The 12,351-nt window shown below is 69.7% G+C and carries 13 protein-coding genes and 1 pseudogene; 2 read left to right on the top strand and 12 right to left on the bottom strand.

Translation table 11 applies throughout. The features are described 5' to 3' along the window. Positions 1 to 72 precede the first annotated feature (72 nt). Together QZ607_RS06570 and QZ607_RS06565 are read right to left on the bottom strand one after the other, a co-directional pair. Complete coding sequence (locus QZ607_RS06570) at positions 73 to 2,118, bottom strand: hypothetical protein (protein ID WP_295881005.1); 2,046 nt, start codon at positions 2,116 to 2,118, stop codon at positions 73 to 75. A gap of 10 nt (positions 2,119 to 2,128) precedes the next feature. Then, complete coding sequence (locus QZ607_RS06565; protein WP_295881002.1) at positions 2,129 to 2,500, bottom strand: toll/interleukin-1 receptor domain-containing protein; 372 nt, start codon at positions 2,498 to 2,500, stop codon at positions 2,129 to 2,131. 50 nt (positions 2,501 to 2,550) lie between these two features. Here QZ607_RS06565 and QZ607_RS06560 point away from each other — a divergent pair, with 50 nt between their 5' ends. Then, positions 2,551 to 3,972: an IS1380 family transposase gene (locus QZ607_RS06560; protein WP_295880999.1), complete on the top strand. Its 1,422-nt coding sequence runs from the start codon at positions 2,551 to 2,553 to the stop codon at positions 3,970 to 3,972. 355 nt (positions 3,973 to 4,327) lie between these two features. Here QZ607_RS06560 and QZ607_RS06555 read toward each other — a convergent pair whose 3' ends face one another. The 7 genes and pseudogenes from QZ607_RS06555 to QZ607_RS06525 all read right to left on the bottom strand — a co-directional run. Further along, positions 4,328 to 4,612, bottom strand: a complete 285-nt coding sequence (locus QZ607_RS06555; RefSeq protein ID WP_295880997.1) for a UPF0175 family protein — start codon at positions 4,610 to 4,612, stop codon at positions 4,328 to 4,330. A 235-nt stretch (positions 4,613 to 4,847) separates the two neighbouring features. Continuing rightward, complete coding sequence (locus QZ607_RS06550) at positions 4,848 to 5,186, bottom strand: type II toxin-antitoxin system HicB family antitoxin (RefSeq protein WP_295880996.1); 339 nt, start codon at positions 5,184 to 5,186, stop codon at positions 4,848 to 4,850. A gap of 76 nt (positions 5,187 to 5,262) precedes the next feature. After that, on the bottom strand, positions 5,263 to 5,517 hold the full coding sequence (locus QZ607_RS06545; protein WP_295880994.1) for a transcriptional regulator: 255 nt from the start codon (positions 5,515 to 5,517) through the stop codon (positions 5,263 to 5,265). 141 nt (positions 5,518 to 5,658) lie between these two features. After that, positions 5,659 to 5,988 (bottom strand): helix-turn-helix domain-containing protein, encoded by a 330-nt coding sequence (locus QZ607_RS06540; RefSeq protein WP_295880991.1) that lies wholly within the window; start codon positions 5,986 to 5,988, stop codon positions 5,659 to 5,661. After that, positions 5,972 to 6,130 carry a hypothetical protein gene (locus QZ607_RS06535; RefSeq protein WP_295881030.1) on the bottom strand — a complete coding sequence of 53 codons (159 nt, stop codon included), beginning with the start codon at positions 6,128 to 6,130 and terminating at the stop codon, positions 5,972 to 5,974. Before QZ607_RS06535 ends, QZ607_RS06540 begins: the two co-directional genes overlap by 17 nt. A 245-nt stretch (positions 6,131 to 6,375) precedes the next feature. After that, entirely contained in the window at positions 6,376 to 6,480 is a 105-nt protein-coding gene (locus QZ607_RS06530) for a helix-turn-helix domain-containing protein (RefSeq protein WP_295881027.1), read from the bottom strand. Between the two features lie 412 nt (positions 6,481 to 6,892). Next, a pseudogene (locus tag QZ607_RS06525) lies at positions 6,893 to 7,144 on the bottom strand (sigma 54-interacting transcriptional regulator); the annotation flags it as partial. Here QZ607_RS06525 and QZ607_RS06520 point away from each other — a divergent pair. Then, positions 7,143 to 7,571 (top strand): hypothetical protein, encoded by a 429-nt coding sequence (locus tag QZ607_RS06520; protein WP_295880988.1) that lies wholly within the window; start codon positions 7,143 to 7,145, stop codon positions 7,569 to 7,571. The pseudogene QZ607_RS06525 and the gene QZ607_RS06520 overlap by 2 nt on opposite strands. A gap of 26 nt (positions 7,572 to 7,597) precedes the next feature. Here the strand turns inward: QZ607_RS06520 and QZ607_RS06515 are convergent, their stop codons facing one another. The 3 genes from QZ607_RS06515 to QZ607_RS06505 all read right to left on the bottom strand — a co-directional run bounded on the left by QZ607_RS06515 (position 7,598) and on the right by QZ607_RS06505 (position 12,255). Further along, positions 7,598 to 7,762 (bottom strand): hypothetical protein, encoded by a 165-nt coding sequence (locus tag QZ607_RS06515; protein ID WP_295880985.1) that lies wholly within the window; start codon positions 7,760 to 7,762, stop codon positions 7,598 to 7,600. Between the two features lie 67 nt (positions 7,763 to 7,829). Next, positions 7,830 to 10,961 carry an efflux RND transporter permease subunit gene (locus QZ607_RS06510; RefSeq protein ID WP_295880984.1) on the bottom strand — a complete coding sequence of 1,044 codons (3,132 nt, stop codon included), beginning with the start codon at positions 10,959 to 10,961 and terminating at the stop codon, positions 7,830 to 7,832. 1 nt (position 10,962) lies between these two features. Further along, the gene (locus QZ607_RS06505; protein WP_295880982.1) at positions 10,963 to 12,255 is read right to left on the bottom strand and encodes an efflux RND transporter periplasmic adaptor subunit; all 1,293 of its coding nucleotides are present in this window, start codon (positions 12,253 to 12,255) and stop codon (positions 10,963 to 10,965) included. Positions 12,256 to 12,351: the final 96 nt, after the last annotated feature.

Below are 12,351 nucleotides of genomic sequence, written 5' to 3'. Positions count from 1 at the left end.
GCACTGCTGCCGCACAATTTGAAATTGGACGACATCAAGCCGCAGGGGGCAATCCTGTAGTTGGCCGGACGCTTACCAGAGCGCGGCCATCACGGTGCGGGGCCGCTCGGTCTTGATCTCGCCGGGTGCAGGCCGCAGGATCGCGCGCAGCGCCGCATCGGCCTCGTCGTCGTTACAGGCCGTCAGGCATAGCCGCAAGGGCTCGCGCCAACTCTCGACGACCGCAGTCTCCTGCGTCTCAGCCCCGCGATACGGAGCATCCTGCTCAACGGTCTGCCCCGCCAACGCCCCCACCACCTCAGCCAATCCCTTGCTCCGGTCCCGATCCCGATAGTGCCCCTGCACCAGCGCGATCGCGGCGAGATATTCCTGCAACGTCAGGTGCCGGAACTCATAGACCGGCACGGTGCGGCCGTCGTACCGAGTCAGCCCGGCCTGGATCAGCAGGCCGGTGCGGCGCTCCAACAGGGCAAGGAAGGCCTCGGGGCTATGCTCGCGCAGGGGGTGGATCTGCGGGAATTCGTCGCGGCAGCGCCGGAGCCAGGTCAGGACCTGGTCCTCGCGGACCTGCTGGATGCCGTCGGCGCACATGGCGTGGGCGAGGTATTCGAGCTGGGGCAGGGCCTCGCGGGGGTCGATGGGCTGGTCCACCTGACTGCGCCAGTTGAGCAGGACCTCGACCGCCTTCTCGTAGAGGTCGACGCGGCGCTGGGGCAGCCGGCCGAGCTTGCGCTTGATCAGCGCCATGGTGGTCAGCAGCATCGGGTTGCCGGTGAGGCGCTCGATGCGGTCGGTCGAGTGGATGTCGCGGATCAGCTCGGCGGCGGCATCGACGCGGCGCTCCGGGTGCTCGGTCAGCGCGCACCAGCGCACGGCGAAGTGGACCTTGTCCTCGGTGGTCAGGTCGGCGACGGTGAGGTGCTCGAAGCCGGCCCTGATCCGGTACCCCATCTCCCGGTAGCCGACGATGCGGGAGGTGACCACCATCGGCGCTTGGTCGATGGCATGCTGGATGTGCGTCAGGTGCTCGGCGAAGCGGGCGCGGTCGCGGGGGTCGGTGATCTCGTCCAGGCCGTCGATGAGCAGCAGGGCTGCGCCCTGTTGCAGCTTGGTCCGCAGCAGCTCCCTCAGCGGTGTGCAGTCGGACTCGGGGAGCTCCGCCTTGCGCAGGCTGTGGTCGAGCATGGCGTCCAGGGTCTCGCTGCCCGGCGGCAGCCCCGGGGGCAGGTCGCGGCAGCGGATCAGGATGGGCAGCCAGTCCGCGTCCGGCAAGCTTTGGACGTCCGGCAGGTCGCGCAGGTCTGGGTCCCGTTGCAGCCGCAGCAGGTAGGCCGTGGCGAGCCAGCGCAGGAGCGTGCTTTTGCCGGCGCCGGGGTCGCCCAGGACCACCAGCTGCTGGGCGCTGCCGAGGCGCTCGCCGATGGGGGCGACGGCGCCCTGCTCGTACTGCCGGGGCGGTCGGTCGGGCTCGGCATCACCCCAGCGGGGGCGGCGGCGTTGCTCCAACGCGGCCAAGGTCTCGTCGCTGGGCTCATCGCCGGTCTGGACCTCCAGGCGCAGCCGCAGCGGGACGTAGAGCCGGCGCAGCTCCAACTCTTGGGTCGCCAGGTGGCGGTCGTCTTCCGGCAGGTTGGCCAGGTCGACGATGTCGTGGGACTTGAGCGCGAGCTGGCGGTAGCGGGCCTCCAGATCGAGTCGCGCCTGGCTCTCGCGGGCCTCGGCGTCCAGCGGCCAACGGGCCTTCAGGGCCGCGAGCAGGTCGGCGACGGCTTGGGCCGGGTTGGCCGCGTAGTCGGCGATGCGGGCATTCTGGGCCAGGACATCGAGATAGGCCCCGGTCTCCATCAGTACTGGAAAGATCTGCACGCGGCCTTTCTGCGCGCGCTTGGCGTTGAGCAGCCGATACGGGAGCCCGGTGCCGGCGGCCTTGATGGTGCCGCAGAGCACCAGCGGGCCGTTGGTGGCGAGCAGCAGCGAGGCCTGCTCGGTGAAGGAGTCACCCACCAGGACCGTTTCCTGGTGCACCGGCTCGTAGCCTTCGGCGCGCAGGGGCTTGGTAAGGATCTCGGCTTGGTCGGCCTCGCCCTCGGCGTGCACCATCAGGACCTTGACTGTCATGAACTGGGCCTCAGCGGATCGCCGCCAGCAGGTCGGCGACACCCTGCCGCCAATCTACGACCAGGTCTGCGTAGCGGATGTCGGCCAGGATCGCCGGCGGCCCGCCGCCGCTGATGCGCGCCGGGAGGATCTTGACCGGCTGGCCTGAGAGTTGGCGGTGCAGCGTGGACTGCCATTCACGATCCGTCCAGTGCGACGGGCCGGCGGCGGAGTAGCAGAGGACCAGATACCCAATCCCCGTCAGGCCGCTGTTGATGCGCTCGACGATGGAGTCGCCGACGCCGATCTCCCACTTGTCGAGCCAGACCTGATGGCCGGCGTTGCGCAGCTCTAGCCCGGATATCTCACCAGGGGGTTGAAGAAGGGCCGCCTCCTGAGGCATAAAGGGAGTGCAGACAACCGGTTATGCACAAACCAGAGGGCGGCCCTTCGATGACAGAGGGTAGCGGAGCTCAGCTTGAATTTCACGGCCTCGGCCGGCGCGCGGTGATCGCGCAGTTCGACGGCGGACACATCAGCTCGGATGGCGGCGCGCTGTTGCTGCGCGAGGTCGAGCAACGCACCGGCATCCTCGCGCGGATGGCCAAGCAATTCACCGATTTTCGCGACCCTGAGCTGATCGAGCACAGCGTCGAGACGCTCGTTGCGCAGCGTGTTTTGGGCCTGGCGTTGGGCTATGAAGACCTCAACGATCATGATCGGTTGCGTTTCGACGCGCTGTTGGCACTCGCCTGCGGCAAGCGCGATCCGAGTGGTCAGGATCGCCGGCACGAGCGCGACAAGGGCAAGGCGCTGGCAAGCTCCAGCACGCTCAATCGCCTGGAGCTGACGTTGGCGCAGGTCGCCGAGGACGAGCGTTACAAAAAGATCGCCGCCGATACCGAGGGCCTGGACGCGCTGCTGTTGGCGCTGTTCTTCGAGGCCTACGACACCCCGCCGAAGGAGATCTGGATCGACCTCGACGCGACCGACGACCCCTTGCATGGCGAACAAGAGGGGCGGTTCTTTCACGGCTACTACGACAATTACTGCTACCTGCCGTTGTACATCTTCGTCGATGAGCACCCCCTCTGCGCGCGCTTGCGCAAGGCCGATAGCGACGCCAGCGACGGTAGCGTGGCGGAGCTCGCACGCATCGTGCCGGTCATTCGCGAGCACTTGCCGCAGACCAAGATCCGCATCCGCGGGGACTCGGGCTTCTGCCGCGAGGAGATCATGGCCTGGTGCGAGGCGCACCGGGTCGACTACGTGCTCGGCCTGGCCAAAAACAAGCGCTTGGACGCGCTGAGCGCCACCGCGCGGCTGCAAGCGCAGTTGGAGTACCTGCGCACCGAGGAGACCACTCGGGTGTTCGAGGAATTCCAGTACAGCACCCTTGAGACCTGGAGCGGCGAGCGGCGCGTGATCGTCAAGGCCGAGCACTTCTCCTACGGCGCCAATCCCCGCTACGTGGTGACCTCGCTGTCTGCTGACGAGGCCGACCCGCGCACCCTTTACGAGGCGATCTACTGCGCGCGCAGCGATATGGAAAACCGCATCAAGGAGCAGCAGCTCGACCTATTTGCCGACCGCACCAGCACCCACACCATGCGCGCCAATCAGCTGCGTTTGTATCTGAGCACCTTCGCCTACGTGCTGCTGCGTACCCTGCGCCGTCTGGGCCTGCGAGACACCGATCTCGCCGACGCGCAATGCGGCACCATCCGCACTCGGCTGCTGAAATTCGGCGCGCAGATTCGCATCAGCGTGCGCCGGGTGCGCATTGCCTTCTCCGAGAGCTTTCCGGCACAAGCGATCTTCGTACAAGCCCTGCGTCATCTCCAGCAAGTGCCGATCCGGGCGGCTCCGGCGTAGCTGCGCCACGCTGCGCTAAGACCCTCGAAGCATTGACGGCGCCGCTTCCCGGTGCCGGCTATCCCCTATTGTCCAATACCCGCAATCGCGTCAACAAAACGCGGAAAAGCGACGCATTGTGGCCAAATTGTGCGCAACATCGCTCCCCGATGGAAACGATCGCTACTGCCGTCGCGGGAAAATGCACCCGGAATCACACTTCGGCGAGGGTGTCGGGCGGGGAGCCAGAGGTGTGAGCGATCCGGGCTAGGGCCAATTGCTCAACCAGGGGCTTGTCGGCGGTGCGGTGGCAGAGAAAAACGTCGGGCACGGTTGCTGTGCTCCTTGAAAAGGGACTCCGCGATGGCGGATCTGACTATTGTTGCGGATGATCAGGGGCGGCAGCCAGAGCGGCGGCCAAGTCCTGCTCCAGCTCGGCCGGCTCGGTTTGAATGGCGGATACCTTGAGCCGCCTCAGCTCGCCCAGGACGGCGATCGGGGCCATGCCGACCAACCGGTCTGCCTGCCCCGAGGTCAGCTTGCCGGTCTCGAACAGCTTGGCGGCCATTGCGAGGCGCGCCTCACGCTCGCGCTCGGCGCGGGTCATATGCAAGGCGTCCGGCAAGTTCTCGGGGTACTCCAGCGATATCGTGTTGCTCATGGATGGACGATTCCGGATGTTGATGGTGTCAGTGCTGCGAAGCCGACGCGGCCGACTTGTCCGCCCACGAGGTCGTTGATCGCGTCCAACAGCGCCGCAGTCAAGTTGCGCTCGGCGTCGCATTGCCTCAGCGCTTCTGGACTCGCTGTCAGGACTCGCCTGCCGATCATCAGAGGCGGATCACAATGCGCGGGCGAATCGTGACCGACCGGCTGGCCAACCGCTTCCAAGTCGCTCAGCGTCCAACGACTTGAGCCAACTGCTCGGCTGCCCACTGGTCCGGCGTCTTACCGGCCGCGGTAGCGGCGACCAGGATCGCTCCGTGGGTTTCCGGGTCCAGATGCAGTGTCATGTCGCCGCTGGGGGGTGGCTCCGGGTTGCGGCCGGTATTGGCACAATCGGTCAGGTAGAAGTCGATGGCGTTGTGGAAGTCGTCGGTCAGTGCCTGGAGCGTTTCACCCTCGAAGCTGATGCGGTCGGCCATCCCGAGGACCTTGCCCCAGAAGATGCCGTCGCGGGGGTCATACTCGACAGTGGCGATGTAGCCTTTGTAGCTTAATGTGCTCGGTGTCATGGCATAACTCCCTGTTCGGTTGGCCAAGCGCGGATCCCCTCGACCTGGGCTCGCTTCGCCTCTGGAAGATTCCTGTTTACCGCGGTCCGGCGGAGGCCCTGACGCTGAGTGAGACGCCTTCTCGGGCCTTGAGTTGGGAGACCACGGCGAACAGGTTGTCCACGCGCGGGTTGCCCTCCACACTCAACATGCGCATCAGGCTCTTGGGACTCTTGTGTAATTGCTCGCCGAGGGTCTCGAATCCGACGTTGGCGTTGGCGTAGTCGCGCAGGAGCAGCTTGCCGGTTTCCAAGTCGTTGTTCACAAAGGCGTCGAGGGCCTCTTCCAGCAAGGCGATGCGAAACTCCGGATCGGTCTGCGAACGGGCCTGGATGGTTTGCTTGAAGGCTTTGGTCAGTGGTATCGGTCAGGCTGTGTGCTTGCGTTGCCTGTAGTACTTCCAGCTTCATTGGTGGTGCGAGGGCACGCACACCTATTCCGTGCCCAACTCGCGCAGGACTTCGGGATGCCGCTCCGCGACACGGATCAGGGTCTTCGCAGCGCCGCTGGGCTGGCGGCGGCCTTGCTCCCAGTCTTGGAGGGTCCGCTTGGAGATGCCCAGCAGGCTCGCAAAACGGGCCTGTGACAGGTTGGTGGCCAGTCTCGCCCGGGCAACGGGGGACTCGACAACTTGGTCGCCATGGACCATGGTCACGCGCCCGATTCGCCCGGCCTTGAGGTCATCGATCGCGTCGAGCAGCTCTGCGTTCAAGTCGCGCCCGGCGTCGCGGCGCTGCAGCTCGTCTTCAGTCAATCTCGGCATGGTCGGCGATCTCTCTCAGGGTGTTGAGGGTGGCGGCAGCGACGTTCTCGCGTGCACTTTTTGCATACACCGTCAGGAGCCAGATACGTCCTCTGATGTCCTGGACATAATAGAGAACGCGGAGTCCGCCGCGTTTGCCCATCCCTGGGCGCGACCAGCGTAGCTTGCGCACGCCACCTGTTGCCGGCACCACGTCGCCGGCGTTGGGGTTGGCGTCGAGGTAGGTTTGCAGCTCAGCAAGCTCGGCGTCGTCGAAGTAATCGGCGGCGTAGCGCGAGAACGGGGGCAACTCAACGAAGGTATGCATGCCGGAATGATACGGCAATGCCGGATAGTCGCAAAGTTCTTCCGTGACCGACGGCCGTGATACTGGCCAGCCGCATGGCGTCAGGGCTCGACCCTGTGCTTCTTGAGCCAGTTCGTCAGCGTGGTCGGGCTGCCGAGGTCGAGCAGCTTGGCGGCGCGGGTCTTGTCGCCGCCGGTGTGCTGCATGGCTTGCTCCAGGTAGCGTCGCGCAACCCGGTCGATGATGCCATTGAGGTCGATGCCTTGGCGGATGTCTTGGGCGAGGGCCTGGTCTTAAGCCCGGCTGGGCGCGGGGGGCCGGCAGCAGGGCGTCGCGGGCGTCGTCGGAGTCGATGATCTCGCCCGGGGTCCAGACGGCAGCGCGGCGCAGGGTGTTGAGCAGCTCGCGGACGTTGCCGGGCCAGGGGTGGTCGAGCAGCAGGCGTCGGGCGGCGATGGTGAGCTGCTTGGGGCTGTAGCCGGGCTCCGTGGCGCTCGCGGCGTTGGCCTGGTCGAGCAGGCGGTCAAGCAGCAGTCTGGCGTCGCCGTCGCGCTCGCGGAGCGGCGGCAGCGGGATGACGGCGACCGCCAGGCAGTAGAAGAGGTCCTCGCGGAAGCGCCCGGCCGTGACCTCTTGGATGAGGCTGCGGTTGGTGGCGGCGATGAGGCGGACATCGACCCGGATCGGCGCGGTGGCGCCGACACGGGTGATCTCGCCCTCTTGCAGCGCGCGCAGGAAGCGGACCTGGGCGGGCTTGGGCAGCTCGCCCACCTCGTCGAGGAACAGGGTGCCGGTGTCGGCGGCCTCGAAGACCCCGGCTCGGCTGACGGCGGCGCCGGTGAAGGCGCCCTTTTCGTAGCCGAAGAGCATGGGCCTCGATCAGCTCGGCCGGGACGCGCGTCTTGGCGAGGATGATCCAGACCGCGGCCATGGCCGGGGTGCCGGGGCTGAGATGGAAGGTCAGCTGATCGGCGCCGATGTCGTCGGCGGTCAGTACCCCATCGGCCAGGGCGCGTGCATGGCGGTAGATGGCCTCGAAGTCCGTTGGGCCAGGCAGGGTGACCGGGTGCGGATTGATCTGCGCGTCGGTGCGCTGGCGCAGCCAGGCCAGATAAGGCGCGGTCTCGGCGGCGCGGTAGTCGCAGAGCAGGTCCAGCCGGCTGAAGCGGCCGGTGGCCAGGGCCTGGGCGATGGGGCCAGTACCGACCTGGGCGCTCTCGGTTGCGGCGCGCAGATCGGTACGGCCGAGCCAACTCAGGAGGATGCGATGCAAGGCGGTATCTCAACGTCGCAATGACTTTGCTGTAGCCGGCGGGGGTCGGCTTATGAGCCATCGACGCGTGCTCCACGACCATCGTGCCGCTGGACGAGCCGGGGTGGCTTCACCGAGCCAGGCACCGGGTGCAGCATGCGCGCGATGGCCTCGGTCTCGAACAGCGTGGCGGCCATCGCAAGCCGGGCCTCTTGCTCGAATTCGACGCGGGTCATGTCCAAGGCACCCCGCAGGCTCTCGGGTATGCCGGTGGCGGTGCGAGTGTTCGCAATCACCCCGGGCTCAGGCGGCAGCCGGCGCGGGCTCGGTTGCAGCGGCGGCCTCCGGCTCGGCGTCCATCCGCCGCACCAGCCCCACACCCACCGCCAGCCGATACAGCGCCGGGGTCAGCACCAGCCCGAGCGGCATGGCGAGCCCGACGCCGCCGGCGATGACCACGGCGAGCGGCGGCCAGAAGTCGCCGCCGGAGAACAGGATCAGGGGCAGGAAGCCGCCGACGGTGGTGAGGGTGGTGGCGACGATGTGCCGGGTGGCGCCGGTGACGGCGGTAACCATGGCCGGGACCTCGCCGGCGGCGGCGCGCAGGTCGGCGCGCAGCGCGGCGAGTACCACGATGCTCGCGTTGATGGCCACGCCCACCAGCCCGGCGCTGCCGAGGATGGGGTTGAAGCCGAGCGGCCAGCCGCCGGCCCAGAGCGAGAGCATGCCGAGCCCGACGGAGAGGGCGCCGATGCCGGCGACGATGCCGGCGAGGGTGAAGCTGCGGAAGGCGAGCACCAGGGTGGCCAGCATCAGGGCGCCCAGCAGGGGGGCATAGGCCAGCAGCTGGCCGATGGCCTCGCTCTGCTGCTCGCTGTCGCCGGCGACGGCGAGGCGGTAGCCCGGGGGCAGCTCAAAGCCCTCGCGCGCCAGCAGCCGGCGTGCGGCGGCGGTGACCTCGATGGGCAGGGCGCCCGGGGCGAGCCAGGCCTCGATGGTGCTCACGCGCGCGCCGTCGCGGCGGGTGATGGCGGCGGTCTCGGGGGCGAGGCGCAGCTCCCCCAGCGCCGCCGCCGGGATCCACTCGCCCGGCGCCCGCGGCGAGACCAGCGGCAGCGTGGCCAGCGTCGCCGGGTCGTCGCGGTCCGTGGCGGCGTAGCGCACCCGCACCGGGAGGTCCTGCACGTCCTCCAGCACCCGGCCGCCGACGGCGCCCTCCAGCGCCGTGCGGTACTGGGCGGCGAGGTTGCCCAGGCTCAGGCCCGCGAGGCCCGCATCACGCTCGTCGGCTGCCAGCGCCAGGGTCTTGGTGTCCGGGCCGATGCCGGCGCGGGTCTCGGTGACCTCCGGCAGCAGGTGCAGCACGCGGCGGACTTGTGCTCCCAGGCGCTGCAGCACGTCCACGTCCGGCCCCTCCAGGCGCAGCGCCACCGGGGCGGTGATGGGCGGCCCCTGGCCGAAGCTGCGTACGACGATGCGAAGCTCCGGGAAGCGCTCCGGCAGCGTGCGCTGGAGCACGGCCACCAGCCGCCGCGCCTCCGCGGGGCTGCCGGCGGTGACGGTGCCGCGGGCATAGGCGGCATTGTGGTCCTGATCGCGCAGTTGGTTGTAGTAGACGGGCGGCGAGCTGGCGCCGGCGACCCAGAACAGGCCGCGCACGTCGCCGGCGGCGCGGATGGCCTGCTCCAGCGCCAGCACCGAGTCCGCCGTGTAGGTCACCGCGGCGTCCGTCGGCGCCCACACCTGCACCTCGAACTGATCCCGTTCTGCCGGCGGGAAGAACTGGAGCCCCAGCTGCCCGGTGGCGACGAAGCCCGCCACCGGCAGCACCAGGCAGGCGGCGGCGGCGAGCAGCGGCCGCCGGAAGGCGCCCGACAGGAGCGCGCCGTAGGCGCGGCCGAGCAGGGCGCTGGACAGCCCGTGCTGCCACCAGCCACCGCCGGCGGGCGCCGCCGCCAGGGCCGCCAGCGCCGGGATCACGGTGAGGGCCAGCAGGAAGGAGGCGGCGAGGGCCAGGATCACGGCGATGGCAATGGGGCCGACGAAGTCGCCGATGTTGCCCGGCAGCAGAAAGATGGGCATGAAGCCCAGGATGGTGGTGAGCGTGGAGGCCGCCAGCGGCACGCCCAGGTGGCGCACGGCGCTGTCCACGGCCGCTGCCGGTGCAGTGCCGGCGGCGAGCCGGGTGCGCACCGCATCGGTCATGACGATGGCGTTGTCGATCAGCAGCCCGATGGCGATGATCATGCCGAAGATGGTCATCTGGTGGATCTGGGCGCCGGCGAGGTCCAGCCCGAACAGCGTTATGGCCGCGGACAGGGGCAGGGCGGCGCCGACGATGAGCGCGGCGCGAAGGCCCATCAGCACCAGCACCACCAGCATCACCACGGCGGCGCCGGCGAGCAGGTTGCCGCCCAGCTCCGTCAGGCGCGTGTCGGTGTAGCGGCTCTGGTCGAAGAGCACGGCCAGGTCGAGACCGCCGCCGAGCCGGGCGCCTTCCTGCTGCACCAGGGCCCGCGCCGCCTCGGTCCAGGCGTCCAGGTGCACCGCCTCGCGGGTGCGCACGCCGAGCAGGACGGCACGGCGGCCGTCGGCGTAGGCCATCTCCGCGGCCGGCTCGCGCCAGCCGCGGCGAACTTGCGCGATGTCGCCCAGCGCGACCACGCCGTCGTCCGCGCTCACCAGCGGCACGGCGGCGATGCGGTGCGCGGCGTCCAGCTCGCCGTCCACCGTCAGGCGCAGCCGATGGGCATCGGCGTGCAGGGCACCCGCCGGGTCCTTGACGTCCGCCTGGGCAAGGCGGGCGGCGACGGCGTCGATGGTAAGCCCGAGTGCCGCCAGCTCCGCCGGGTCCACGCTCACCCGGATCTCCTCGTCCACGGCGCCGAAGCGCACCACCTGCTCGGTGCCCGGCAGGTTGCGCAGGCGCTCGGCGAGGCCCTCGGACAGCCGCTCCAGGATGCCGAGCGGCGCTGTGCCGCCGGCGTCCCAGCGCACTGCGATGACGAGGGAGTAGGCGACGGCGCCGCGCTTGGTGTCCAGGATGGGTTTGGACGCCGCCGGCGGCAGCTCGCCCTCGGCCTCGGCGAGCTTGTCCCGCAGCTCTGAGAAGATGCGCTCGTTGTCCGCGCGGGTCACGGCGTCGTCCAGCTCCACGGCGATGAAGGAGATGCCGCCGCGGGAGCTGGAGCGAATCGTCTTCACCTCCGCCACCTCGCGCAGGGCGTCCTCCAGCTTGGTGGTGACCAGGGCCTCCACCCGTTCCGCCGTGGCGCCCGGCAGCAGGGTGATGACCGCCGCGGCGCGGTTGGCGATGCGCGGGTCTTCGATGCGCGGCAGGCTTTGCCACGCGGACCAGCCCGCCAGCAGCACCAGCGCAATGACGAGCAGCAGCAGGTGGCGGTTGCGCAGGAGTTGGGTCGCCGGGAGTGCCATGTCAGCGCGCCTCCGGGCGCCTGTCCGCCAGACGTGCGTCATCCGGCGTTCCCTGGGCGACCTGAGCGTCCGGCGGCGTACTGTCCGCGGTCGGTGTGATTCTCACCAGCTGGCCCGCGACGACGCGCTGCAGCCCCCCGGTGACCACGGGCTCGCCGGCGGCGATGGGGCCGCTCACATAGGCATGCTCGTCGCGCAGCTCCAGCACCTGCACCGGGCGCGGCTCCAGCCGATGGCTCGCGCCCAGGCCGGCGCCGCGGCCGGCATCGGAGTTGGTGTCCGCCGGCACCGCCACCAGTGCCTGCCAGAGGCCGCGCTCGCCGCTGCTGAGGGCGGCGAGGGGCAGCCAGAGGCCGGGCTCTGCGACCTCTTCCGACAGGGTCAGGCGCACCAGCTCCCCCGGCCTCGGCCAGTGAGCGGCATCCACCGGGTCGAACAGTGGGTCGAACAGGGCATCCACGGTACGGCTGGTGGCGGTGCGCCGCGGCAGCACGGTGCGCAGCCGGGCCTGGATCTGCCCGTTACCGAGCCCGAGGCTGTAGGTCTCCCCCGGCGTCAGCCGATGCGTCAGGGGGCCTGCGACGCCGATGCGGATCTCCGGCGGCGCCTGCTCCTGCAGCGCCAGCACCGGCGTGCCGGCGGCGAGCACTTCCCCTTCGTCCGCGAGCCGGTCCGTGACGATGCCGTCGAAGGGGGCCGTCAGGGCGCTCTTGTCCAGATCCACATCCACCGTGGCGATGCGCGCACGGGCCAGCCGCACCCGCGCTGCCGCCGCCCGCGCCCCCTCCACGGCCTCGTCCAGCGCCTGGCGGGTGACGGCGCCGTCCTGCACCGAGTCGCGGAAGCGCGCCGCCGTCGCCTCCGCCAGCGCCAGCTCGGCCTCGGCGGTGGCGAGTGCAGCGGCGAGCTCCTCCCGGCGGGCGGCGAGCTGGGCGGGGTCGAGACGCGCCAGCACGGTACCGGCCGGGACCGTATCACCTTCGCGCACCAGCACCTCCTCCAGCAGGCCGGCACGCTCGAAGCCGAGACGGCTCAGGCGCTTTGCCTCCACGCGGCCGGTGAAAATGCGGGCGGAGGCAAAGCCGTCCTGCAGCACGGCATGGCTGACCGGCACCAGCAGGGCGGCGGACGGGCCGGCGGGCGGCGGCTGATCGGCGTCCACCGCGGGCAAGGCCCCTGCGAGCAGTGCCGCCGTCAGCAGCGCCAGGACGCGGGGTCTCAGCCGCACTGCGGCGCCGCTTGCGATGGCCCTGGGCCGGGCAGCCGGCGGCAGGGGTTGGTGCGCCGGGGCCATCGCATCGGCTGCGTGCCCAAGCACGGCGGGATGCGGCGGTTGTGCAGCCTGTGGCCTTGCGGAACGGACGGACATGGCGGAATCCCCGCGTGGAAG

It is taken from the genome of uncultured Thiohalocapsa sp. (assembly GCF_913063425.1).
Lineage (GTDB): Bacteria > Pseudomonadota > Gammaproteobacteria > Chromatiales > Chromatiaceae > Thiohalocapsa.
This window is presented reverse-complemented; position numbering and strand designations above follow the sequence as displayed.

Bases quoted from the DNA above. Each gene is read 5' to 3' on its own strand.
- QZ607_RS06570 (WP_295881005.1), bottom strand. From the start codon at position 2,118: ATGACAGTCAAGGTCCTGATGGTGCACGCCGAGGGCGAGGCCGACCAA.
- QZ607_RS06565 (WP_295881002.1), bottom strand. From the start codon at position 2,500: ATGCCTCAGGAGGCGGCCCTTCTTCAACCCCCTGGTGAGATATCCGGG.
- QZ607_RS06560 (WP_295880999.1), top strand. From the start codon at position 2,551: ATGACAGAGGGTAGCGGAGCTCAGCTTGAATTTCACGGCCTCGGCCGG.
- QZ607_RS06555 (WP_295880997.1), bottom strand. From the start codon at position 4,612: ATGAGCAACACGATATCGCTGGAGTACCCCGAGAACTTGCCGGACGCC.
- QZ607_RS06550 (WP_295880996.1), bottom strand. From the start codon at position 5,186: ATGACACCGAGCACATTAAGCTACAAAGGCTACATCGCCACTGTCGAG.
- QZ607_RS06540 (WP_295880991.1), bottom strand. From the start codon at position 5,988: ATGCCGAGATTGACTGAAGACGAGCTGCAGCGCCGCGACGCCGGGCGC.
- QZ607_RS06535 (WP_295881030.1), bottom strand. From the start codon at position 6,130: ATGGGCAAACGCGGCGGACTCCGCGTTCTCTATTATGTCCAGGACATC.
- QZ607_RS06530 (WP_295881027.1), bottom strand. From the start codon at position 6,480: ATGCAGCACACCGGCGGCGACAAGACCCGCGCCGCCAAGCTGCTCGAC.
- QZ607_RS06520 (WP_295880988.1), top strand. From the start codon at position 7,143: ATGGGCCTCGATCAGCTCGGCCGGGACGCGCGTCTTGGCGAGGATGAT.
- QZ607_RS06515 (WP_295880985.1), bottom strand. From the start codon at position 7,762: ATGACCCGCGTCGAATTCGAGCAAGAGGCCCGGCTTGCGATGGCCGCC.
- QZ607_RS06510 (WP_295880984.1), bottom strand. From the start codon at position 10,961: ATGGCACTCCCGGCGACCCAACTCCTGCGCAACCGCCACCTGCTGCTG.
- QZ607_RS06505 (WP_295880982.1), bottom strand. From the start codon at position 12,255: ATGGCCCCGGCGCACCAACCCCTGCCGCCGGCTGCCCGGCCCAGGGCC.